We start from the raw sequence: 22107 nt of genomic DNA on the forward strand, positions 1-22107 counted from the left end.
GCCGGATCTGCCCTATTTGAGGGCGTAATATCCACCTTCAGGCGGCTCGAACGCCGTCAGCGGCCGTATATCAAACGGTGTCTCGGTCGCGTTGGCGGCCAGAATACGGTCACACCGGAAGACCCGGCACGCCGCTCGGAGCTTGTCGAAGGCCAGCACGTACCAGACTGGATAATTCAGCACGAGATAATGTGCCTCGATCTCGCGCGCGGTCGTTTTGCCGCTCTCGGCCTTGTAGCGGATGCGAATGGCCGTCTGGTCGAGAAAGCCCTGGTGGAGCGGTTGAATGGCACGCAGATCGGCCGCGCCCATGGTGTTCTGGACTGTCGCTGATGCCGTGTATCCGATCAGTATTCTGGACTTCAGCCGCTCCACGCGTTCGCGCCTGTCGGACGAAAAGGACGCGATGAGTTGTCGCCTGATCGAGGCGAGATTGCCGAGAAAGAGCGGCGATTGCATCTGCTCGGCGACCGCGATGCTGATCAGCAGATCGACCGCCTCGGCATAGCTGAGACTTAGTCGCCCGACGCCCCAGTTCCGGGCGATCCGGATACCACCTCCGCGCCCCCGGTCGGTCTCGATGGGGAGGCCTTGCTCGTCGCGCATCAACTGAAGGTCACGCGCGATCGTGCGGTCGCTCACCTGGTGCGCTTCGGCGAGGTCCCGGATCGTGCAAAAGCCCTCCTGCTTGAGCTGGGCGGCCAGAAGCTCGAGGCGTTTCAGGCGGGAATAAGAGTTTGTGCGGGTCACGCAACAAATATGACATAAAATGTCATGATCACCAATAAACCCCTCTGTGCTGCACCAACATATCGAGGCGGGACGCAGCCTGCGTCGCCTCGAGCCCACACAGAGGAAACGCAATGTTCGATCCAACCGACATCCCTGAACCTGTCATCATCCCGGTCAATGGCGTGGAGCTGGAAGTCTTCGAGGCCGGCCGGGAAAACGCCGGAAACCCGATTATCCTGTGTCATGGGTGGCCGGAGCACGCCTATTCCTGGCGGCACCAGATGCCGGCGCTTGCCGCGGCAGGCTATCATGTGATCGTCCCGAACCAGCGCGGCTATGGCCATTCGTCGAGCCCGTCCCGCATCACCGATTATGACATCACGCAATTGTCCGGCGATCTCGTCGGGCTGCTGGATCACTTCGGATACGCCGAGGCGGTCTTTGTTGGCCATGACTGGGGCGCAATGGTCGTGTGGGGGCTGACCCTCTTGCATCCGGCGCGGGTGAAGGCGGTGATCGCCTTGAGCGTGCCCTATATGGACCGGGGCGAGAAACCCTGGGTCGAATTTCTTGAAGACCTCATGGGGTCTGACAATTATTTCGTCCATTTCAACCAGAAACCGGGTGTCGCAGACGCTGTCTTCGATGCCCATGCGCATCGTTTCCTGCGCAATATCTTCCGCAAGAACCAACAGCCCGGTGAGCCGGAGCCGGGGATGGCATTGATCAATCTTGCAAGGCAGGAAACACCCGCGGGCGATCCATTGATGTCCGATAGCGAGCTGGCCGTCTTCGTTGAGGCTTTTGAAGGATCCGGCTTCACGGGGAGCGTCAACTGGTACCGCAATCTCGACCGCAACTGGCACATACTGGCCGATGCGGACCCGATCATCCACCAGCCCGCACTCATGATCTATGGCGATCGGGATGTGGTGCAAAAATCGCAAACCCTGGCGCATTTCGTGCCGAATTCGGATGTCGTGACACTCGATTGTGGCCATTGGATCCAGCAGGAAATGCCGGAGGAAACAACGCAAGCCATGCTGAACTGGCTGCAGCGTCTGCATGCCGGCTAGTTCCCGGTGCGTCTACGGGGCAGGGGCGCTTCAGTTGCCGCCGCGGCGTGGTGTTGGCCGGCGCGCCGGGGTCAGCGCGTTCTGGCCCGGACGAATTTGACGGCGCGTTGGCAATCGGGACCTGTCGACCGGTTCGCCACGCGCCGCGGCCATCAGTGCCTGGAAGGTCTGCGCGAGCCCCGCCTGCGTCACAGCCGAGTTCTCCTGATAGGCCACGGCCCCGATCTGGGCGGCCAGGGCCTCGCACTCCTCGCGCGGGACCGGATCGCTGAACACCCAGCTCGGGTCATGGCGCAGGTCGGCCTTCATGCCGATCAGTATGATCGGGGCCCCGGGCAGGTGGTGGCGAATTTCGGGCAGCCACCTTTGGGTCACGGCCTCAAAACTGCTGCGGTCGGTAAGCGAAAAGCCAAGCCCGACCACGTCCGCACCCGGATAGGATAGCGGACGGACGCGGTCATAGTCTTCGGCGCCGGGCGTGTCGGTCAGTTCCAGCTGCGTCGGCTGGCCCTGATAGACGAGATGGGCGGTCAGGGTATCGAAACCGGTGGCGATGCCCTCAACCGGAAACCGGTTTGTCGTATAGGAAACCAGCATGCTGCTCTTGCCGATATGATGATCGCCGACAAACACCATCTTGATCATGGAGATGCCGGTGCGCGCGGATGCCGGGCGCGGCAGCGCCAGTGTGAGCGCGCTCGCGCCGCCAAAGGCCAGTAAGTCGCGTCGGTTCATTGCAAGCCCCCGGATCTGTTCACAAACGTGATGCTAGCACAGACAAGCCGGTGTTTTCACTATGAAACCGCCCGAAGGATCTGAGACGCCGCGATTGCAGTCCTGTCGCACTGAATGTCGGGCAGTCCAGTCTGGCCTGATAACGCTCGTGCCATGGAATTTTGAATTCCACCTGAAAAGACTCTGCCAGTCTGCCAGTCTGCCAGTCTGCCATTCTGCCATTGCAGGGCGGCAGGCCTGTCTGGACAGGACTGAACGCCGTGACAGGGCCGATGGCCGACTCTGCCAGTCTGTCACCCGCTGCACCGGGCGGCAGCAAGGGCGCTCGGGCGGTGCGGGCGAATTCTTGACGGATCGACGATGTCAAAGAGCGGGTCTGGCGCGATTATAACCGCGCCGGGACAGGGGCGGACAAGGTGCATCTGGATGCGCCATGCTGCGCCACTGATTTCAAACCTCGCCCCGGGACGCGGTCCGGCTTTGCCGGTGCGTGTCCCGACGGGATGCGCGCACCGGCCGAGCCGGGACAGGCACAACGGCATTGGGCCAAACCTCGCAAATGCAGGCCCGGTTTTGGTAAACCCAAATCGGGACACGCACCGGCAAAGCTGGACCATGTCCCGCTCGTGCCAGCGTCATCACCGTTCTGGGAGCGGTCGCGGGTGCGCATGGCTGGATGATCGTGCGCGCTTAGGCCTCACGATGATTTGATTGGGTTACCGCTGGCGCACATGGGCCGCCTCGACGGCCACCACTCGGCGTCGTGAGGACAGGGGATCGTAGCTTGTTTCAGCGGGATCGTGTCTGGATCAGGAACGAAGGTCACTGGCGCGATACGCCCGCGGACACAGCCCGCACAATTCGTCTGTACCCTGACCGGGACACCGTTTTCGTTCGGGGGGTAGTGGCGGAGAGGAAGGGATTCGAACCCTCGGTACGCTTTTGGCGTACACTCCCTTAGCAGGGGAGCGCCTTCGACCACTCGGCCACCTCTCCACTTGCGGGTTTAGAATGCCCGGGCGGGGCTATCAAGCGGGAGTTGCGGCGATTTGCGATCCGATTGCAGGCGCGCGGCGCGTGAAGGCTGCAAGCGCTCGCCTGGCGACGGGGGTGACGGCGGGTCGGACGGCAGGTTTCGGGGCCAGGCGGGGCAGGCATGAAGTCGCAAGCTTTCGATTGACTCGCACGTTTAGGTTGCACACTGTGATGGAGTTCAATCTATGGGTAATGGGGAAATCTTATGATCTCAGGAAAATCGATACTCGTGGCCGGCGTCGCTGCCGCCCTGTCAATGGTGGCTGGACCATCGGCGATTGCCGGTGCTGGTCAAGCGGATGCGTTTCAGGATGTCGCCCAGCCAAGAATGCTCAGCGCGGCCGAGCTTGAGGCTTACCGCACCGGGCAGGTCCAGGGCGTGCCCGATGGGTGCTGGGTGTATTACAACCACTTCACCGGTGAATGCTCTGCCGTGATCTGCATTGCACCCGGCGGGGGCCAGTCGATCCATGAATGCTCCGAGTTCGGCCTCTAGCCGAAGGCGCTGCCAGACCGACAAAAAACACCCGGCTCGATCCTCGAGCCGGGTGTTTTCATTGCCGGTTCTTGATCGCCCGCGCCGGCGCGGGGGATGCAGGTGCACCCGTCCTTGCCGGACCGGGCGGCTCCGCCTGGTGCCCTAGAAAAACGCCTGCAGACCGGTCTGGGCCCGGCCCAGGATCAGGGCGTGGACGTCGTGGGCGCCTTCATAGGTGTTGACGGTTTCCAGATTGACCATGTGGCGCATCACCTGGAATTCTTCCGAAATGCCATTGCCGCCGTGCATGTCGCGGGCCTGGCGGGCGATATCGAGGGCCTTGCCGCAATTATTGCGTTTGACGATCGAGATCATTTCCGGTGCCGCTTTGGCTTCATCCATCAGGCGTCCAACGCGTAGGGAGGCCTGCAGGCCCAGCGCGATCTCGGTCTGCATGTCGGCGAGCTTTTTCTGGTAGAGCTGGGTCTGCGCCAGCGGGCGGCCGAATTGATGGCGGTCGAGCCCGTACTGGCGCGCGGCGTGCCAGCAGAATTCCGCGGCCCCGAGCACACCCCAGGAAATGCCATAGCGGGCGCGATTGAGACAGCCGAACGGGCCTTTCAGGCCGGAGACATTGGGCAGGAGCGCGTCCTCACCCACCTCGACATTATCCATCACGATCTCGCCGGTGATCGAGGCGCGTAGCGAGAGCTTGCCGCCGATCTTGGGGGCGGAGAGGCCTTTCATGCCCTTGTCGAGCACGAAGCCGCGGATCTTGCCGTCATGGGCGTCGGATTTGGCCCAGACGACGAAGACATCGGCGATCGGCGAGTTGGAGATCCACATTTTCGCGCCATTGAGGCGGTAGCCGTCAGCGGTCTTTGTGGCGCGGGTTTTCATGCCGCCGGGATCGGAGCCGGCATCCGGCTCGGTCAGGCCGAAACAGCCGATATATTCACCGCTGGCGAGCTTGGGCAGGTATTTCATCCGTTGCTCTTCGGAGCCATAGGCATAGATCGGATACATCACCAGCGAGGACTGGACCGACATCATCGAACGATAGCCGCTATCGACGCGTTCAACCTCGCGCGCCACCAAGCCGTAGGCGACATAGCCCAGCTCGGCGCCGCCATAGGCTTCCGGAATGGTCGAGCCGAGCAGGCCGAGCGCGCCCATTTCGCGGAAGATTTCCGGATCGGTCTTTTCTTCGCGATAGGCTTCGATCACGCGCGGCTGCAGCTTGTCCCGGGCATAGGCACGGGCGGCATCGCGGACCAGGCGTTCTTCCTCGGTCAGCTGGTCGTCGAGACGGAAGGCATCTTCCCAGTCGAAACGGCCCAGATCGGGTGCATCCTTGGCTTTAAGCGTGGTCATTGGTCTTTAATCCCTGTGCCTGGTGCCGCTCGTACGGCGCTGAAATCCGGCTTTCGCTTCTCCAGGAAGGCGCGATAGCCCTCGTTGAAATCTGCGTGGCTGAAAGCCCCGGCGAACAACGCTTTCGTTGTCTCACTGTCCTGGTTCTGTCCCGCGAGAACGCGGGCAATCATCTGCTTGGTGAATTCGGCCGAATGCGGCGACATGTCCAGTAGTTGATCCATATAATCGCTCACCAGACGGTCCAGCCCCGAGGGCGAGGTGACGCGGCTGGCCAGTCCGCAGGCCAGCGCTTCGGCGGCGTCGAGCGTGCGGGCCGAGAACAACATGTCCTTGGCCATTGCCGCGCCAACGGCATCAACCAGGCGTTTGGTATCGTTGAAGGGATAGATCAACCCCATCTTGGCGGGCGTAATGGCGAAGCGGGCGCTCTCATCGGCAAAGCGCAGATCACAGGCCAGCGCCAGGGCGCAACCGCCGCCGACGCAGGCCCCGCGGATCATGGCGATTGTCGGATGCGGGAAAGCGGCGAGGGCGTCGAGCGCGGCGGCGATCTGGCGCGAGTAGGTTCCGGCGCGCTCGGGCGTCGCGTAAACTTCGGCGAATTCGGAAATATCGGCGCCCGAGGCGAAGGCATTGCCGGCGCCGCGCACGATCAATACGCGGCAGTCACGCGCTGCGGTTTCCAGCAGGCCGGGCAGGGCGGCCCACATCGCCTGGGTAAAGGCATTGCGGGTGTGCGGCCGGTCGAGCAGGAGTTCGGCCACTGCACCGCGGCGCTCCAGGGTCAGGCCTTCAACAGGAGGCTGGGTCATTGCGGGGTCAATTCTCGTTGCGGACCGGCGTGGCGCAGCGAAGCCTTGGTATCGCCGACCAAACCAGCATAAACCTGTGGCCCTGAGTCATAAAAGCGCCGCGCTGCGTTTTGCGTAGCGATGCCGGGGAGGGCGTTATGAACCAACAGACAATCGTCGTGCTGATCACGCTGGTGATCTATAATTTCATTCTGATCGGGGTTGGCGTCTGGGCCAGCAAGCGTAACCGGAATGAATCCGACTTCTTCGTCGCCAGCCAGGGATTGGGGGCCTGGGTTGCGGGCCTGTCCTATGCGGCCTCGACCTCCTCGGCCTGGGTGCTGCTGGGTTTTACCGGCTTCGTTTACGCGACCGGTTTGTCGGCCCTGTGGATGGTGCCGGGGATCTGGGGCGGCTATGTCGCGGTCTGGCTCTGGTTCGGCAAGCGCCTGCGCGAGGAAACCGCCGAGCGCGGCCACGTCACGCTGACCGATTTTCTCGCCGCACAGACCTCCGGCCGGACGCGGGTGCTGATCACCGGTCTGGCCTCGATCCTGATCGTGTTCTGTTTCGTCTTCTATATCGCGGCCCAGTTTGGTGCCGCTGCGGCCGCCTTCGAGACCCAGTTTCCCGTCAACCAGACCGAAGCCGTAATGATCGGCGCGGCGGTGATCCTGATCTATTCCCTGCTCGGCGGTTTCTGGGCCGTCAGCGTCACGGACATGCTGCAAGGCTTCATGATGGTGCTGGTCGCGCTCACCCTGCCAGTGGCGGCCCTGATCGCGGCGGGCGGTCCGGCACAGGTTTTCGCGACCCTCGCGGTCGAAGCGCCGCCGCAATATCTCCAGATTTCCGGTGGCCGCGCCGGCTTCATGCTGGCCGGTTTCGTGCTCGGCGTCTGGGGCGTGGGTATCGGTGCGCTGGGACAGCCGCAACTCATGTCGCGTCTGATGGCCATCAAGGACGAGGCCGCGCGCTATCGCGGCTTCGCCATCGCGATCGTCTGGGCCGTGATCATGTTCACCGGCATGACGGTCCTGGCGCTGGCCGGGCGGGCCCTGGTTGGCGGCGCGGAAAATGGCGAGGATTTATTCTATCTGCTGGCCGGTGATCTCTTGCCGCCGGTTCTGGCCGGGATTGTGCTGGCCGCGGTGCTCTCGGCGGTGATGTCGACGGTCGATTCCATCCTGCTCGTCGCGGCCGCCGCCATCGCCCATGATATGGGCTTGTCGCGCCGTTTCCCGGGCAGCGAGTTGACCGTATCCCGCATCGTCATGCTGGCCATTGCGCTGGTGGCGATCTGGATGACCCTGGCCTTGCCGAGCACGATCTTCGCCCGCGTCCTCTTCGCCTGGGCGGCACTGGGGGCTGCCTTCGGGCCGATCATCATCATGCGGGTCATGCACATCGAGCCAAGCGGCCGGGCCACACTCGCCGCCATGGCGACCGGTTTCGCGCTGACGGTGTTCTTTAACGCCCTCGGTGCCGTCGATCCGGCCGGGCTCGACGGCGTGATGCAGACGCTGGCCGAACTCGCCCGCCTGCCGGGCGACCCGTTCGAGCGCGTTGTGCCCTGGGTGCCGGCGCTGGTGATCCTGTGGCTGGGCCGGCAGCGGAAGGTGTAATTAAATCAAAGGCGGGCGCGGTTTTGGTTCACCGGCATGCGCCTGCCGCGGGGATGTCGGGCTCTGCCCCGCATTTTAGTTCCCGGTCCGGGTGTGGAGTACACCTTAGCCGTCAGGGTTCGCCGGGCCCGAACGGGCAGGCAATCAAGTTTTATCTTGCTACGACAGCCCGAAACGTTAACATAATGACACTATAGTTTTATCGTGTAAGGGGGGTTCCGTGACATTTAAATTCAAACTCTTGACCGCTACAATTTGTAGCGGCCTGATGCTTGCCGGTGCAGCAGCGCCGGCTTTTTCGCAATCCAACGCTTCCGTCGAGCGTGAGCTGGCTGATGCCCAGCGGCGCATTCGCGACCTGGAAAACCAGCTCAATAGCTCGGCTGATTATCCACCCGCGCTGACCGATGGCCAGTGTTTCGCACGCGTTCTCGTGCCGATCTCGACCGAGCCGGTGACGGAATCGATCCTGGTCCAGGCCGAAGCAACCGAAACGGTCGTGATTCCGGCGACCTATGAAACGGTCACCGAGAACGTGCTGCTGGAAGCGGAACGTATCGAGCTTCGGGTGATCCCGGCGACTTACACGACCGTGTATGACACCGTGATCATCGAACCCGAGCGCGTTGAGCGCCGGATTATTCCTGCGACCTATCGCACGGTGACTGAAACCGTCGTTGTCGAGCCGGCCCGGACCGAACGCCGCGTTGTTGACGCCGGCCGCCGTACCGTGACCGAAACGGTTACCCTGCAGGCCGAACGGGTCGAGCGGATTGTGGTGCCAGCGGTTTACGAAAATTATTCCGAACAGGTTCTGGTCCGCGATGCCTACACCACCTGGCAGCCATCGGCACCGCTCTACCAGCGGGCCCGCAGCACTGGTGCTGCAGGCGATGCCTCGTCGCCCGAAGAATTTGCCCGGCGCAATTTTTCGCGCTCGGAGCTGCGTGAACTGCCAACCGGCGAAATCCTCTGCCGCGTCGAAGTTCCTGCGGAATATGAGACCGTTACCCGTCGTCGTCTGGTCCAGGCCGAGCGCGTCGAAGAGCGGGTCATCCCGGCTGTGACCGAACTGGTCGAGCGCAGCGTTCTGGAAACGTCGTATTCCGGCACGGCGACCTCTCCTGGTGGCACACGTGAGGATGCTTATTCCCGCGTGGTCGAGCAGACCATCCCGGCCGTGACCCAGACGGTTACCCGTCAGGTTGTCGATACACCGGAACAGGTGATCGAAGACGTCATCCCGGCTGTCACCCGTCAGGTTCCGCGTCAGGTTGTCGATGTGCCTGAACAGGTGATCGAGGACGTCATTCCTGCTCGTTACGAGTCGGTTCGCGTTCAGCAGGTTGTGGTTCCCGGTCGTACGGAAACCCGCGTTGTGCCTGCGGTTTATGAAACCCGCGTCCGTCAGGTCGTCACCGGCGGCGGCAATCTCGATTGGCGCGAAGTGCTGTGCGAAATCAATGCGACTCCGGAAGCGATCCGTCAGATCCAGCGTGCCCTGCGCGATCGCGGTTATGACCCGGGTCCGATTGACGGCATCATCAATGAGCGCACCTTCTCCGCGCTCGAAGATTACCAGCGTGCCAATAATCTGATCGTTGGTCAGATCACCCGCGAGTCCGTGGAACATCTCGGCGTGCCTTACGCACCGCTGACGGTGAACTTCTACTCGCCTGGCGTCGAATAATACTGGCGGGACCGGTCGGTTTATCCGGCCGGTCCCGGCAAATTAGAGCCTTACATCAACACCGTTTTCATCACCCGACCGGGCCGATGGAGGCGGTGTTTTTGTATGGCGGAACGCTCGGCTTTGGCGGCCGCGCCGCCAGCGCAGCAGCGCGGCAGTCTGCCGTGATAACGGCTGCGCCGGTCACTACAACCCCTGCGGTCAATCCTCACGTCTCCCCGCGCCGGTCGCTGGACCGGCGCATGCGAAACAGCCTACCGCTTGTGGCGTGTTGTCGGGGCTTGGATCTTGCGTAAACTTCTAGTGGCGGCCCTGGCCGTAGTCTCGGGCATGGCGGGCGCACTGCCGGCCGGCGGCCAGGACATTCATATCGTCCATTGTTATCGCGGTGCCTGTCCCGCCGGCACGCCGATCAGCAATGATCTGGTCGTGCGCGAGATCTATGCACTCTCGGCCAATGATGACACCAAGCTGGCTGATTGGGTGGCCTATCGGGTGACGCGCGAAACCATGGGGTCATCAGCGGACCTGAACCGCAATTGGCGGACCGATGAATTCCTCGCCGAGGATGAGACGCTGGAGGCTGGCCGCGGCGCGCGCGATGATTATCAGGGCGCCAACCGGGCGCATGGATATGACCGGGGCCATCAGGCGCCGCTGGCCTCCTTTGCCGGCACACCGTTCTGGCGTTCGACCAATATTTATTCGAACATTACGCCGCAGGGCGCGGCGCTCAACCAGGGGGCCTGGGTCGCGCTGGAAACCGCCGTACGCGATCTCGCCTGGGTGCAGCGCGAGCTCTATGTCCTGACCGGCCCGCTTTATGAGCGTGACATGCCGGGCTTGGCCAATGCCGGTGAAACGCACAGCGTCCCGTCCGCCTACTGGAAGCTGGTGATCGATGCCGCGGGCAATTCCACCGGCTTCCTGTTTGACCAGGAAACGCCGCGCGATGCGGATTATTGCGATCATCGCAGCACGCTTGCCGAGATCGAGCGGCGCTCGGGGCTGGTTCTCATTGGTGAAGGTCTGGCCTGGGCCGGCGGCGATCTGGGCGCGGCGCTGGGTTGTGTTGTCGCCTGAACCAAACGCTGATCGGGGCATGGCTTGCCGGTCCAGCGTGCGCGCTATAGCCTGCACCGCATGACAAGGCGTCCATCCCGTCCTCAGCCTGCCAGCGCAGGGCAGCGAATTACGGACCCGGTCCCGCATTGCGGGCCGGGTTATTCGTGTTTGATCTGAAGGGATGCCTGCCGCGCTCTGGAGCGCAGGCGTCCGCCACCCCGTGGAGCGCCCATGCCAAATCCACCCACACTCCATCTCGTCTGCGGCAAGATCGCAGCGGGAAAGTCCACCCTGTGCCACCAACTGGTCGCGGCACCGGCCACTATTCTGCTCGCCGAAGATGACTGGCTGGCGGGCCTCTATCCCGGCGAAATCACCAGCCTGGACGACTATGTGCGCTGTTCCCGCCGCCTGCGTGGGCTGGTCGGATCGCATGTCTCAGCCCTGCTGCGCGCCGGTGTCAGCGTCGTGCTCGACTTTCCCGCCAATACGCTCGCTTCGCGCAACTGGATGCGGTCCATCATCGAGGAGTCAGGGGCCGGTCATCGGCTGCACCTGATTGAGCTCGACGATGCGACCTGCAAGGCACGGCTGCGGCGCCGAAATGAGGCGGGCGAACACGCCTATCAGGCCAGTGATGCGGAGTTTGACCTGTTCACACGCTATTTTGAGCCGCCGGGACCGAACGAGGGGTTTGATATTGTGGTGCATCCGGGGTGAGCAACGGACCTTTACCTGCGCGAGCCGGGTGAGGGCCGCTGTCCCGATGGCGCGCGCAACTCCCCCTGCGACACCGAGGCCCTTGACGCAGCGGCCGTCCCGTAAGACCAACCACCCATGATCGCTGAACTCGGCCAGGCCGCCCTCATTCTCGCTTTTGTTGTCGCCCTCTTGCAGGCCGTGCTCGGCTTTGCCGGCGTGGCAGTCCGCGACCCGGTTTTTCACGGCTTTTCGCGGGCCGGCGCGCTGGCCCAGTTCGTGCTGGTCGCTTCCGCCTTCGCCTGTCTGACAGCGTTGTTTGTGGTGTCGGATTTTTCCGTGCTTGTGGTGGCCCAGAACTCGCACACGCTGAAGCCCTTCCTCTACAAACTCTCCGGCGTCTGGGGCAATCATGAAGGTTCGATGCTGCTCTGGGCCTTGATCCTGACCGGCTATACGGGGGCGTTGGCCGTGCTGGGGCAACATGTGGCGCCGCGCCTGATCACGCTGACCTTTTCGGTACAATCGCTGATCACCGCGGCCTTTCTCGCCTTCCTGATCTTCACCTCCAACCCCTTCGCGCGGCTGTTTCCGGTGCCGCTTGACGGGGCCGATCTCAACCCTCTGCTCCAGGACCCGGGTCTCGCCTCGCATCCGCCCATGCTCTATGCCGGCTATGTCGGGTTTTCGATCACCTTCTCCTTCGCGGTCGCGGCCCTGATCGAGGGGCGGGTTGATGCGCGCTGGGCGCGGATCGTGCGGCCCTGGGCGCTGACGGCCTGGACCTTCCTGACGGTCGGCATCGCGCTCGGCGCCAGCTGGGCCTATTACGAGCTGGGCTGGGGCGGCTGGTGGGCCTGGGACCCGGTGGAGAACGCCTCGCTCATGCCCTGGCTGGCGGGCACGGCCTTCATCCATTCGCTGCGGGTGATGGAAAAGCGCGACACGCTCAAGGCCTGGACCATATTGCTGGCGCTGCTCACTTTCTCGCTGTCGCTGGCGGGAACTTTCCTGGTCCGTTCCGGTATCATTACCTCCGTCCACGCCTTTGCGGTCGATCCGGAGCGCGGTGTGTTTATTCTTGGCATTCTGGTCCTGGTGATTGGTGGTTCCCTGGTGCTGTACGGCCTGCGCGCCGGCCATCTCAAACCGACCGGCGTGTTTGCGGAGGTCAGCCGCGAAAGCACGCTTCTGGTCAATAATCTCTTCCTCGCCGCAGCCTGCGCCCTGGTCTTTTTCGGTACTTTCTACCCGCTCTTCATCACGACGGTTTCCGACGAGACGATTTCGATCGGCGCACCTTTCTACCACGCCACCTTTATCCCGATGATGGCGGTATTGTTCTTGCTGGTCCCGGTCAGCGGCATGCTGGCCTGGAAACGCGGCAAGCTCGGTCCGATCGCCAAAAAACTCACGCCGGCCTTCATCGCGGCCCTTGTCGCGGGGTTGATCGCGTTGTGGATCGCCGAACGCGAAGCCGTTGCCGGCTCTATCGGCACAGCTCTGGCGGTCTGGGTCGGTCTGGGGATTTTCCTCGATCTGAAGTCGCGGGTGAAACTGTTTGAGGTCGATCTCGCGGCCAGCTGGGCGCGGGCCAGACGCCTGCCGGCCGGGATCTGGGGCATGATCGTGGCCCATTTCGGGCTCGCAGTCCTGATTTTCGCGGTGACCGGCGTCAGTGCCTGGAAGGATGAAGCCAGCGCGTTCCTGATGCCTGGCCAGTCATTTGAGCTGGACGGGTTTTCGATCGAGCTGGTCGATGTCGTGCGCAGTGACCGTGAGAATTTCGTCTCCCAGGCCGGTACGCTCGCGGTTTCGCGCAATGGTCGCGAACTGGGCGAGATGGTCGCCGAGCGGCGCTTCTATCCGGTGCGCGAAATGGCGACCACCGAATCCGCGATCCGCGCCCGGCTTGATGGCGATCTCTACGTCACGATCGGTGAGGGGGTTGAGGGGCGCGGCTGGGCGGTACATGCCTATATCTATCCGCTGGCGGTCTGGCTCTGGATCGGTTCGGCCCTGCTCACACTCGGTGGGTTGCTCGCGCTGGGAGATCGTGGCCGGCGCGCCCTGACATCGCGCGATCTGGCCAAGCGCAAACCCGGCGCAGGCGCCGATGCGGTGACGCCGTGACGGGACGCTGGCTCGCCTTCACCCCCGTGCTCCTGTTCGCCGTGATGGCAGTCTATTTCGGCATGGGCTTGCGCGAGGACCCGGGTGCCATTCCCTCGCAATTGATCGACGAGCCACTGCCGGCTTTTGATTTGCCACCGGTTGCCGGTTCAGCCGAAGGCCTGTCCAATCGTGATCTGGCCGGGCATGTCAGCCTGGTCAATGTGTTTGGTTCCTGGTGTCCGCCCTGTGCGATCGAGCACCCGATGCTGATGCAGATCGCGCGTTCGCAGATCGTGCCGATTTATGGCGTTGACTGGCGCGACACGCCCGAGGCCGGCGCCGCCTGGCTGGCGCGGCATGGCAATCCCTACACGGCCGTTGGTCTTGATCCCGAGAGCCATCTGGCGATCGATCTGGGCATCACCGGCGCGCCGGAGAGTTTTCTGGTCGATGCCAGCGGGCGTGTGCGCTACCGCCATGTCGGTATCATCACGCAGCAGGACTGGGACGAAACCCTCCTGCCGCTGATCCGCGAGCTGGAGGCTTCATGATGCGCGCCCTGATCGCCTGTCTCGCCCTGTTGCTCTCGCCTGTCGCCCTGGCCGCACCATCGCCGGACGAGGCCTATACCGATGCGGCGATGGAACGCCGTGCCCGCGGCCTCTATACGCAATTGCGCTGCGTCGTCTGCCAAAGCCAGAGTATTGACGAGTCCAACGCCTCGCTAGCGCAGGACATGCGTATCGTCGTTCGCGAGCGCCTCGCCGCCGGCGATAGCGATGCCGAGATCCTTGCCTATATGCAGGCACGTTATGGTGACTACGTGCTTATGCTCCCGCCCTTTCAGGCCAATACGCTGGTCTTGTGGGGGCTGCCATTCTTCATCCTGCTCGCGGGCGGCGGTTTGATCATCGTCTATGTCCGGCGCCAGGCGAGGGGGCTGCCCGAGGCCTTGACCCCGGAAGAAGAAGCCGGGCTGGCCGCGCTGATGGATGAGGAGGGCCAGTGATGCTGTGGATCCTGATTGCCGTAATGACCAGCCTGACCGTCATCGTCCTGGTGATGCCCTTCATGCGACGCGATGCTGTGGTCGAACAGGACGGGCTGGGCGCGTTTTCCGGCCAGCTTGAAGAATTGATGCGTGACCGGGAGCTTGGCCTGATCGGCGCTGACGAGGCGCGCGCCGCGGAAATCGATATCAAGCGCCGTCTGCTGGCGGCCTCTGATGACCGGGGCGATGTCGAGAAAGCCAATCCGGTGCTGCGTCAGGTCGCGATCATCACCTGCGGTCTGGGCGGCATCGCAGCGGTGGCGCTCTACATGGCGATCGGGACGCCGGAGCCGGTCATCGCGGTCGAGCCGGAACCGGTCGAAGCGTCCGACGAGATGCGCGCCGTACTGGATCAGGTCGAGGCCCTGGCGGCCCGGTTGGCGGCCAATCCCGACGATGCCCAGGGCTGGGCCGTGCTGGGTCAATCCTATCTCAGCCTCGGCCGCTATGACGAGGCGGCGCAGGCCTTCGATCAGGCAATCGATATCGTTCCGGATTCGGCGTTCCTGTTCGCGTCCCTGGGGCAGGCCCTGTTGTTCGAGGCCAATGGCATGATGACGCCGGCTGCGCGCGAAGCCTTTGCCCGCGCGCTTGATCTCGAGCCGACAGATGTCCGGTCACGTTTCTTCATGGCCGAGGCCCGGTATCAGTCGGGTGAGACCGCCGCCGCGCTGGCGGCCTGGCAGGCCTTGTTGGCCGAAGCGCCACCGGAGGCGAGCTATCGAGGCATGATTGAGGCGCGGCTGGCCGCTATCGCGGCAGAGCCGGGCGAGCCGGAATAATCGGTCCGTTCGTTTCAGGCCGTCCGGCCCGGCTGGTATCGCTGTGAGTGGTGCGCGCCGCGGCGTCAGTACAGATCGCGCTCGTTGAGATCGTCCACCGGGCGGGCCCGGTCATCGCGTGCCCAGCTGACGAACATCGCCATTTGCCGGTCAGCTTCGAGATGGAATTCTTCGGGAAGCTGGGTCGCTTCGGCGACCCGGTCACGGACAGAAGCGGGACATGCGAAGGCCAGCCCCCATGCGACCGCTATAACCGCGACCAAAAAAATACCGTTCTTCATCAACGCCTCCCCAGCCGTGAATCACGTCAAGTGATGGGTTACAGAAGCGTAATAATCGGGGCGGATCCATCCCGAGCATCGATAAATAAGCCCGTTTTTGGACGAATTCCGGCCGAACCAGCCGATAATCGCCGCGCGCAGGGCGGCTGCGCCGACTGCAACCAGTCATATTTGATCGCCGCAATCTTGCCGGCGGCTTTGGAAATGCGAAAGAGTGCCAGTATAACCTGCACGGCCCAGAGGCGCGATTCGAGTGAATGGCTGCGGTATTGCCGGACGGAAACTTAATGGTGGCAGACACGAAAATCGGTGACGCGGCGGGTGAGGCCCAGGCCTACCGGACGGTGCTCGATCTGGTTCACCTGAGTTCAGTCGGCAATTCCGACCACGAACAGGCCATCCTCCAGATATTGGGGCGCGTCAAAACCCATTTCGAATTGCCCCGGGTCGCGGTCTGCCAGATCGCGCCGGACCGATATTCGGTTGAGTATCTCCTGGACGATACCGGTCGGTACAAGGTCGGTGACGCGCCGGAGCTTGCCGGTAGCTGGTGCCAGCTGGTCGTCGATCGCAATCAGACCGTCATGGCGTCGCGCATCGCCGACGAGGTGGCTGACGCCTATCCTGGTCTGTCCGCCAACGGCCCGCAGATTTATGCCGGCGCGCGCATTCTGGTGGATGGCCGTCTGCACGGGACGTTGACTGTCACAGCCGATGAAGCGGTTGAAAAGCGTTTCGATGATGATGACCGAAATGTTCTGGAGACGGCCGCCGCTTTGGTCGGGCACCACGTCTCGCTCCTGCGTGCGGAATCCCGGTTCGACCTCGCGGTGCGCGGATCCAGTGTCGGGCTGTGGGAGTGGAATGTCGCGGATGATTCGGTCTATTGGGCGCCGCGTTGCTTTGAAATAGTCGGGCTGGACCCGGTCGAGCATACGCCCGATGTCAGCGATTTCACAGAATTGCAGCATCCCGATGACCGCGAGGCGCAGGCCGCTGCGATCCGGCAACATCTCAAACATGGAACGCCGTATCAGATCGAGCACCGTATCCGTCACCGGGACGGGCATTATGTCTGGGTTCATTCCCGCGGGCAGGCGGTCTGGAACCGGGCGGGTGTGCCGCAACGCTTCGCGGGCTCGATTGAGGATATTACTGAGCGCAAGCGGGTCGAGGAGGCTTGGCATCGCAGCGAGGAACGCCATGAACTGGCTGTTCGAGGCACCGGCGTCGGGGTGTGGGACTGGGATGTCGGCAGCGGCGTGGTGTACTGGTCCGAGCAGCTCAAGCGGATCCTGGCGCCGGACTTGCCCGAGCCCGAGCTTTCAATCGAAGCGTTCGCCGCGCGGATCCATGATGACGACCGCGAACGGGTGCTCGGCGCGCTGCAACGCCACCTGGCCCATGAAGGCGAATATCGGGCGGAGTATCGCAGCTGCCGCCCCGATGGGAGTTTCATCTGGGTGCACACGCGCGGGCAGGCGGTCTGGAACGAGAATGGCGAGCCGGTTCGCATGGCCGGATCCTGTCACGACATCACCGAGCGCAAGGAATACGAAGTGCGCCTGGCTGAGCAGGCGGAGGAATTGCTGCGGACCAATCGCGAACTGGAGCAATACGCCTCGATTGCCTCGCACGATCTGCAGGAGCCCCTGCGCAAGATCAATAGTTTTGGCGAACTTTTATTGCGTGACTATGCCGACCGGCTCGACGAACGCGGCCATCTCCTGGTCGACCGTATGGTCGACGGGGCACAGCGTTTGCGCGCGTTGATTCAAGACCTTCTCAGTTATTCGCGGTCATCGAACGACGACATGAAAATTGTAGAAGTCGGGTTGGCGGACCTGGTCGCGCGGGTGTCGAGTGACTTCGAGCTTGCGATAGCGGAAACGGACGCGACCATCACCTGCGAGAATGATGTTGTTTTGCGCGGTGACGAAATGCTGTTGCGGCAGCTATTCAATAACCTGATCGGCAATTCATTGAAGTATCGCGGCGATGCGCCGCCGCATGTGCGCATTGCCGCCACGCGGACCGACGATGAGGCTCGCTGGCACCTTACCGTCCGCGATAACGGGATCGGCTTTGCTCCCCGTTATGCCGAGCGCGTTTTCGACATGTTCAAGCGGCTGCATCCGCGCGACGCCTATCCTGGCACCGGAATCGGTCTGGCACTCTGTCAACGGGTCGTCGAACGTCATGATGGCCGGATCTGGGTCGAGAGTGAGCCCGGGGTGGGCTGCTGCTTTCATATCGAGCTGCCGCTATCGCCGGTGGAGGCGCATCCTGCCGCCCTATCCGGCTCCGAAACCGGGGATGGGCGGTAAACCAGGGTTTGACCTTTGCAGTGAGGTTGTCGACATTTCATGCGGCCCGCCCCATGGTGTCGTTATCCGAAATCCAGCAATGAGTTTGACCCTATGAAGCTTGAAAGCCCTGCCGTGACGCGGTCCATGACGATTGTCAGAACTTGGGGTACGCTCAATTGGGCGAGTGTCTTTTCGGTTATTCTCTATCCGGTTCTGGGGGTTGGCCTGCTGGTGACCATGATCATTCTCGGTCTGGCGCTTGAAGGCCTCACCCTGCACTGGTGGTACGCGCCGCTTGGCCTTGGCGTCATGGCGGCGACGATTTTCCTCTGCAATATGGGGATCGGTCCGCTGCACCGGATCTGGCAGCATCGTGCCGGCGAGATCAAATGGCCGGCCCAGGTCATTTTCATGTTCAATTGCATTCTCGCGATGCAGGGTTCGCTCAAGGACTGGGTCAATTATCATTCCCAGCATCACCGGTTTGCCGATAATCCCGGTGACCCGCACAACCCGCTCGAGAGCAAGGTCTGGGCGTGGATGGGCTGGATCCTGTGGCGCGACAGCGCCGATCTGGAGCGGCCCATGCCTATGTGGCTGAAGGAGAACAAGGTTGTCCTGTTCGCCGACCGGTTTCACATCTCGCTGTCGCTGGCGATGCATTTCCTGGTCCCGGGACTGGTCTATCTTGCGGTCGCCCTGGCGGGCGGCTCGCTGATCCTGGTCGCCCTGCTGCATGCCTGCGTCATCATCGGCCGTGGCATCCAGTTCCACGCCACGACACTGGGCGTGAATGTCTTTGGCCATCTCGATACGCCCAAATGGGTCGATTATCTGTTGGCGCTGCTGACCGGCGGCGAGGCCCTGCACGACCATCACCACGAATTTCCACGCAGCGCGCTGCATTTGCCCAAGCGGGGCATCTGGAATCGCATCGTCGACTATAACGGGACCATGCTGCTGGTTCTGCGCCGGCTCGGCCTGGCAAAAAATCTGGAGATTGCCCCTCAATTCGCTTGACCTCGCGCAGGCGAGGGCGGGCAATGGCGGGGATTTCACGCCTAACAAGTTGACGTGAGCGTAAACGTCACGCCGACAAGACAAACAAGGGGAGAGACATGCCGGATCTGGAAACATTTCGCGCCGAGACGCGCACCTGGTTTGAAGCCAATTGCCCGGAGGAAATGCGCCGCCCGATGAAGGGTGAAAACGACGCTGTCTGGGGCGGTCGCAAGGCTGTTTTCGACCTCGAGGCCCAGAAGACCTGGCTTGATCGCATGGCGTCAAAAGGCTGGACGGTGCCGGAATGGCCGGTCGCCTATGGCGGCGGTGGCTTGTCCAAGGCCGAGGCCAAAGTCCTGCGCGAGGAAATGGGGCGCATCAAGGCGCGCTCGCCGCTGATGTCCTTTGGCATCTGGATGCTCGGGCCTGCGCTGCTCAAATATGGCAATGAAGATCAAAAGCTCGAGCATTTGCCGAAGATTGCCCGCGGCGAAATCCGCTGGGCCCAGGGCTATTCCGAACCGAATGCCGGCTCCGACCTGGCAGCCCTGATGACCAAATGCGAGGACAAGGGCGATCACTATCTGGTCAATGGCCAGAAGATCTGGACCTCTTATGCCGATCAGGCTGACTGGATCTTTGTGCTGGTGCGCACCGATTTCTCGGCCAAGAAGCATGAAGGCATCAGCTTCATCCTGGTCGACATGGACCAGCCCGGCGTCACCACCAAGCCGATCAAGCTGATCTCGGGTAAATCACCCTTCTGCGAGACTTTCTTTGACGATGCCCGTGCCGAGAAGAAAAACCTGGTCGGCGAGCTCAACAAGGGCTGGACCATTGCCAAATACCTGCTCACCCACGAGCGCGAAATGATTGGCGGAACCGGTGCCGGTTCCGGTGCGATGCGGCCGATGGGTGATGTCGCCATCCAGCAAGTGGGGCTGAATGAGCATGGCCAGCTGGCTGATCCTGTCCTGCGCACCGATGTCGCGCGCGCCGAGATTGATGGTCTCGCCTTCCTGTCGACGCTGGAGCGCGTCACCGAAGAGGCCAAGTCCGGCCAGGGCGTTGGCTCCAACTCCTCCATGCTGAAATATTACGGCACCGAGCTCAACAAGCGCCGCCTCGAATTGATGATGGACGGATCGGGCCATGACGGGCTGGAATGGGATGGCGATGGCGATGTGGCGCGGCACTGGTTGCGCACCAAGGCCAATTCCATCGAGGGCGGAACCTCCGAGGTTCAGCTCAACATCATCTCGAAACGCATTCTCGACCTGCCGAGCGCCTGAGGGGGAGACACATCATGGCAATGCTGCTGAACGAAGAACAAGGCATGCTCAAGGATGCCGCCAAGGGCTATCTCAAGACCTCGGCGCCCATCGCCCAATTGCGCCAGTTGCGCGATAGCGAAAGCGCTGACGGTTTTGACCGCAAGACTTGGAAAGACATGGCCGAAATGGGCTGGGCCAGCGTGCTGGTGCCCGAAGAACATGGCGGTGTCGCCATGGGTCATGTCGCCGCCGGCGTCATCGCCGAGGAAATGGGCCGTACCCTGACAGCCTCGCCCTTCCTGTCGACCGCGATCCTGGGCGCCACGGCGCTGTCGCGTTTTGGCAGCGAGGCCCAGAAGGCCGAATATCTGCCGCGCCTGGCCGCCGGTGATTTCCTCACCGCCCTGGCCGTCGACGAGACCCACAAGCATAATCCATCGACCGTGACCACGACAGCGCAGCGCTCCGGCAATGGCTTCAAGCTCGACGGGCGCAAATCCTTCGTCGCCGAAGGCCATGTCGCTGACATGTTGATCGTCTCGGCCCGCACGGCCGGCGGCGATGGCGAGCCGGACGGGATAACGCTCTTCCTGGTGCCACGCGAGGCCGCCGGCGTTTCGGTGGAACGCGCCTCGATGATTGATAGCCGCAACTCGGCCGTGATCACGCTCGAGGGCGTGGAAGTCACCGCCGATGCTGTGCTCGGAGATGTCGATGGCGGTTATACGGCGCTGGAAGCCGTGCTCGATGCCGGCCGCGCCGGTCTGGCAGCGGAAATGTCCGGCTCGGCGCAGGAATGCCTGGGCCAGACGCTGGGCTATCTGCGCGAGCGCAAGCAATTCGGTGAGATCATCGGCACATATCAGGCGCTGCAGCACCGCGCGGCGCATCTCTATACCGAGATCGAACTGGGCCGATCCATCGTGCTCAAGGCCCTGCAGACGCTGGATATGGCGCCCGACCATGCCGCGATGATGGTCTCGGCCGCAAAGTCGAAACTGGGCCAGGTCGCCCAGCTCGCCGCCCGCGAGGCAATCCAGATGCATGGCGGGATCGGCATGACCGACGAATACGATATCGGCTTCTTCATCAAGCGCGTCCGCGTCGCCGAAGCGCTGTATGGTGATGCCAATTACCACACCGACAAGTTCGCGCGTTTGCGCAAATACTAAGCCGGTCGAGACCGGGGAGGGTCGATATGGATTACACAGGAAAAGTGGTTGCCATCACGGGCGGAGCCCGCGGTATCGGCCTCGCCATGGCCCAGGCCTTTCATGATCGCGGTGCGAAAATCGCGCTGGCCGATCTGGAGGGAGCCGAAGCGGCGGCCAAGGCGTTTTCGGGCTATGGTGCCCGCGTTGATGTCACCAGAGAGGCTGATATTGCGGCCTTCCTGATCCAGACCGAGGAAAGGCTCGGACCGGTCGATATCTATGTCTCCAATGCCGGAATTTTGCGCACCGACGAACCGAGCTGGGATGCGGCCGGGGCCGATGACAAGGCCTGGCACGACAGTTTCGAGGTCAATGTGATGGGCGCGGTTCGCGGTGCACGTCAGGTCTGGCCGCGGATGAAACCGCGCGGCGGCGGGATTTTTGTGCTCGTGGCATCCGCTGCCGGCCTGCTCGCCCAGATCGGGGCCTCGTCCTACAGCGCCAGCAAGCATGCGGCCGTGGCCTTCGCGGAAAGCCTCGCTGTGGCGCATGGTGATGACGGGCTGCAGGTCGTCTGCGTCTGTCCGCAGGCGGTGCGTACTGACATGCTTGGCGGAAGCGAGGATGGCGGCATTGCCGGCGCAGACGGGATTGTCGAGCCCTCAGCCGTCGCCGAAGCCATGCTGGCGGCAATCGAGAACAAGCATTTTCTGGCCCTGCCGCATCCGAAAGTCGCCGAATATGAAGCCCTGCGGGCTACCCAGCGTGATCGGTGGCTGGGCGGGATGCGCAAGTTTCGACGTATGATGGTCAGTGAACGCGGCAGACCGGTCTAG

20 protein-coding genes and 1 tRNA gene are annotated in these 22107 nt (G+C 62.7%); 15 read left to right on the forward strand and 6 right to left on the reverse strand.

Translation table 11 applies throughout. The features are described 5' to 3' along the window. Positions 1-12 precede the first annotated feature (12 nt). The gene (locus tag ACN0YJ_RS07900; RefSeq protein ID WP_417495859.1) at positions 13-750 is read right to left on the reverse strand and encodes a helix-turn-helix transcriptional regulator; all 738 of its coding nucleotides are present in this window, start codon (positions 748-750) and stop codon (positions 13-15) included. 113 nt (positions 751-863) lie between these two features. On the opposite strand from ACN0YJ_RS07900, the gene ACN0YJ_RS07905 reads away from it, so the two are divergent. Then, complete coding sequence (locus tag ACN0YJ_RS07905) at positions 864-1808, forward strand: alpha/beta fold hydrolase (protein ID WP_417495860.1); 945 nt, start codon at positions 864-866, stop codon at positions 1806-1808. A gap of 30 nt (positions 1809-1838) precedes the next feature. On the opposite strand, the gene ACN0YJ_RS07910 is transcribed toward ACN0YJ_RS07905, so the two are convergent. Together ACN0YJ_RS07910 and ACN0YJ_RS07915 are read right to left on the reverse strand one after the other, a co-directional pair. Beyond that, on the reverse strand, positions 1839-2543 hold the full coding sequence (locus ACN0YJ_RS07910) for a Rho family protein (protein WP_417495861.1): 705 nt from the start codon (positions 2541-2543) through the stop codon (positions 1839-1841). Between the two features lie 905 nt (positions 2544-3448). After that, a tRNA-Ser gene (locus ACN0YJ_RS07915) sits at positions 3449-3539 on the reverse strand. Positions 3540-3783: 244 nt separating this feature from the next. Between ACN0YJ_RS07915 and ACN0YJ_RS07920 the strand changes: the two genes are divergently transcribed. Beyond that, positions 3784-4074 (forward strand): hypothetical protein, encoded by a 291-nt coding sequence (locus ACN0YJ_RS07920; protein WP_417495862.1) that lies wholly within the window; start codon positions 3784-3786, stop codon positions 4072-4074. Between the two features lie 144 nt (positions 4075-4218). Here ACN0YJ_RS07920 and ACN0YJ_RS07925 read toward each other — a convergent pair whose 3' ends face one another. Together ACN0YJ_RS07925 and ACN0YJ_RS07930 are read right to left on the reverse strand one after the other, a co-directional pair. Further along, on the reverse strand, positions 4219-5430 hold the full coding sequence (locus tag ACN0YJ_RS07925; protein WP_417495863.1) for an acyl-CoA dehydrogenase: 1212 nt from the start codon (positions 5428-5430) through the stop codon (positions 4219-4221). Continuing rightward, on the reverse strand, positions 5427-6245 hold the full coding sequence (locus tag ACN0YJ_RS07930; protein WP_417495864.1) for an enoyl-CoA hydratase/isomerase family protein: 819 nt from the start codon (positions 6243-6245) through the stop codon (positions 5427-5429). The genes ACN0YJ_RS07925 and ACN0YJ_RS07930 overlap by 4 nt, the downstream gene beginning before the upstream one ends. Before the next feature lie 137 nt (positions 6246-6382). Between ACN0YJ_RS07930 and ACN0YJ_RS07935 the strand changes: the two genes are divergently transcribed. The 8 genes from ACN0YJ_RS07935 to ccmI all read left to right on the forward strand — a co-directional run bounded on the left by ACN0YJ_RS07935 (position 6383) and on the right by ccmI (position 15251). Beyond that, positions 6383-7849 carry a sodium/proline symporter gene (locus ACN0YJ_RS07935; RefSeq protein WP_417477132.1) on the forward strand — a complete coding sequence of 489 codons (1467 nt, stop codon included), beginning with the start codon at positions 6383-6385 and terminating at the stop codon, positions 7847-7849. A gap of 220 nt (positions 7850-8069) precedes the next feature. Further along, entirely contained in the window at positions 8070-9539 is a 1470-nt protein-coding gene (locus ACN0YJ_RS07940; protein ID WP_417495865.1) for a peptidoglycan-binding domain-containing protein, read from the forward strand. 288 nt (positions 9540-9827) lie between these two features. Beyond that, entirely contained in the window at positions 9828-10622 is a 795-nt protein-coding gene (locus ACN0YJ_RS07945; protein ID WP_417495866.1) for a DNA/RNA non-specific endonuclease, read from the forward strand. 213 nt (positions 10623-10835) lie between these two features. Next, entirely contained in the window at positions 10836-11324 is a 489-nt protein-coding gene (locus ACN0YJ_RS07950) for an AAA family ATPase (protein WP_417495867.1), read from the forward strand. 117 nt (positions 11325-11441) lie between these two features. Then, positions 11442-13436 (forward strand): heme lyase CcmF/NrfE family subunit, encoded by a 1995-nt coding sequence (locus ACN0YJ_RS07955; RefSeq protein ID WP_417495868.1) that lies wholly within the window; start codon positions 11442-11444, stop codon positions 13434-13436. Continuing rightward, positions 13433-13969, forward strand: a complete 537-nt coding sequence (locus tag ACN0YJ_RS07960; protein ID WP_417495869.1) for a DsbE family thiol:disulfide interchange protein — start codon at positions 13433-13435, stop codon at positions 13967-13969. The genes ACN0YJ_RS07955 and ACN0YJ_RS07960 overlap by 4 nt, the downstream gene beginning before the upstream one ends. Next, the gene (locus ACN0YJ_RS07965) at positions 13966-14427 is read left to right on the forward strand and encodes a cytochrome c-type biogenesis protein (protein ID WP_417477138.1); all 462 of its coding nucleotides are present in this window, start codon (positions 13966-13968) and stop codon (positions 14425-14427) included. Before ACN0YJ_RS07960 ends, ACN0YJ_RS07965 begins: the two co-directional genes overlap by 4 nt. Further along, on the forward strand, positions 14427-15251 hold the full coding sequence (ccmI, locus tag ACN0YJ_RS07970) for a c-type cytochrome biogenesis protein CcmI (RefSeq protein WP_417495870.1): 825 nt from the start codon (positions 14427-14429) through the stop codon (positions 15249-15251). Before ACN0YJ_RS07965 ends, ccmI begins: the two co-directional genes overlap by 1 nt. A gap of 65 nt (positions 15252-15316) precedes the next feature. Here ccmI and ACN0YJ_RS07975 read toward each other — a convergent pair whose 3' ends face one another. Next, positions 15317-15532, reverse strand: coding sequence for a hypothetical protein (locus ACN0YJ_RS07975; RefSeq protein WP_417477140.1), 216 nt, complete (start codon positions 15530-15532; stop codon positions 15317-15319). A 287-nt stretch (positions 15533-15819) separates the two neighbouring features. Between ACN0YJ_RS07975 and ACN0YJ_RS07980 the strand changes: the two genes are divergently transcribed. The 5 genes from ACN0YJ_RS07980 to ACN0YJ_RS08000 all read left to right on the forward strand — a co-directional run bounded on the left by ACN0YJ_RS07980 (position 15820) and on the right by ACN0YJ_RS08000 (position 22107). Further along, complete coding sequence (locus ACN0YJ_RS07980) at positions 15820-17859, forward strand: PAS domain-containing protein (RefSeq protein WP_417495871.1); 2040 nt, start codon at positions 15820-15822, stop codon at positions 17857-17859. 126 nt (positions 17860-17985) lie between these two features. Then, complete coding sequence (locus ACN0YJ_RS07985; RefSeq protein ID WP_417477142.1) at positions 17986-18861, forward strand: acyl-CoA desaturase; 876 nt, start codon at positions 17986-17988, stop codon at positions 18859-18861. Between the two features lie 98 nt (positions 18862-18959). After that, the gene (locus ACN0YJ_RS07990) at positions 18960-20135 is read left to right on the forward strand and encodes an acyl-CoA dehydrogenase family protein (RefSeq protein WP_417477143.1); all 1176 of its coding nucleotides are present in this window, start codon (positions 18960-18962) and stop codon (positions 20133-20135) included. Between the two features lie 14 nt (positions 20136-20149). Next, on the forward strand, positions 20150-21289 hold the full coding sequence (locus ACN0YJ_RS07995) for an acyl-CoA dehydrogenase family protein (RefSeq protein WP_417495872.1): 1140 nt from the start codon (positions 20150-20152) through the stop codon (positions 21287-21289). A gap of 26 nt (positions 21290-21315) precedes the next feature. Then, complete coding sequence (locus ACN0YJ_RS08000; RefSeq protein WP_417477145.1) at positions 21316-22107, forward strand: SDR family oxidoreductase; 792 nt, start codon at positions 21316-21318, stop codon at positions 22105-22107.

This window comes from Maricaulis sp., assembly GCF_048270095.1.
Taxonomy (GTDB): domain Bacteria; phylum Pseudomonadota; class Alphaproteobacteria; order Caulobacterales; family Maricaulaceae; genus Maricaulis.

What these genes read in the sequence shown, in the direction of transcription:
- ACN0YJ_RS07935 (WP_417477132.1), top strand. Translation starts at nt 6,383, where the DNA reads ATGAACCAACAGACAATCGTCGTGCTGATCACGCTGGTGATCTATAAT.
- ACN0YJ_RS07910 (WP_417495861.1), bottom strand. Translation starts at nt 2,543, where the DNA reads ATGAACCGACGCGACTTACTGGCCTTTGGCGGCGCGAGCGCGCTCACA.
- ACN0YJ_RS07965 (WP_417477138.1), top strand. Translation starts at nt 13,966, where the DNA reads ATGATGCGCGCCCTGATCGCCTGTCTCGCCCTGTTGCTCTCGCCTGTC.
- ACN0YJ_RS07905 (WP_417495860.1), top strand. Translation starts at nt 864, where the DNA reads ATGTTCGATCCAACCGACATCCCTGAACCTGTCATCATCCCGGTCAAT.
- ACN0YJ_RS07995 (WP_417495872.1), top strand. Translation starts at nt 20,150, where the DNA reads ATGGCAATGCTGCTGAACGAAGAACAAGGCATGCTCAAGGATGCCGCC.
- ACN0YJ_RS07980 (WP_417495871.1), top strand. Translation starts at nt 15,820, where the DNA reads ATGGTGGCAGACACGAAAATCGGTGACGCGGCGGGTGAGGCCCAGGCC.
- ACN0YJ_RS07955 (WP_417495868.1), top strand. Translation starts at nt 11,442, where the DNA reads ATGATCGCTGAACTCGGCCAGGCCGCCCTCATTCTCGCTTTTGTTGTC.
- ACN0YJ_RS07930 (WP_417495864.1), bottom strand. Translation starts at nt 6,245, where the DNA reads ATGACCCAGCCTCCTGTTGAAGGCCTGACCCTGGAGCGCCGCGGTGCA.
- ccmI (WP_417495870.1), top strand. Translation starts at nt 14,427, where the DNA reads ATGCTGTGGATCCTGATTGCCGTAATGACCAGCCTGACCGTCATCGTC.
- ACN0YJ_RS07925 (WP_417495863.1), bottom strand. Translation starts at nt 5,430, where the DNA reads ATGACCACGCTTAAAGCCAAGGATGCACCCGATCTGGGCCGTTTCGAC.
- ACN0YJ_RS07975 (WP_417477140.1), bottom strand. Translation starts at nt 15,532, where the DNA reads ATGAAGAACGGTATTTTTTTGGTCGCGGTTATAGCGGTCGCATGGGGG.
- ACN0YJ_RS07920 (WP_417495862.1), top strand. Translation starts at nt 3,784, where the DNA reads ATGATCTCAGGAAAATCGATACTCGTGGCCGGCGTCGCTGCCGCCCTG.
- ACN0YJ_RS07985 (WP_417477142.1), top strand. Translation starts at nt 17,986, where the DNA reads ATGACGATTGTCAGAACTTGGGGTACGCTCAATTGGGCGAGTGTCTTT.
- ACN0YJ_RS07990 (WP_417477143.1), top strand. Translation starts at nt 18,960, where the DNA reads ATGCCGGATCTGGAAACATTTCGCGCCGAGACGCGCACCTGGTTTGAA.
- ACN0YJ_RS08000 (WP_417477145.1), top strand. Translation starts at nt 21,316, where the DNA reads ATGGATTACACAGGAAAAGTGGTTGCCATCACGGGCGGAGCCCGCGGT.
- ACN0YJ_RS07950 (WP_417495867.1), top strand. Translation starts at nt 10,836, where the DNA reads ATGCCAAATCCACCCACACTCCATCTCGTCTGCGGCAAGATCGCAGCG.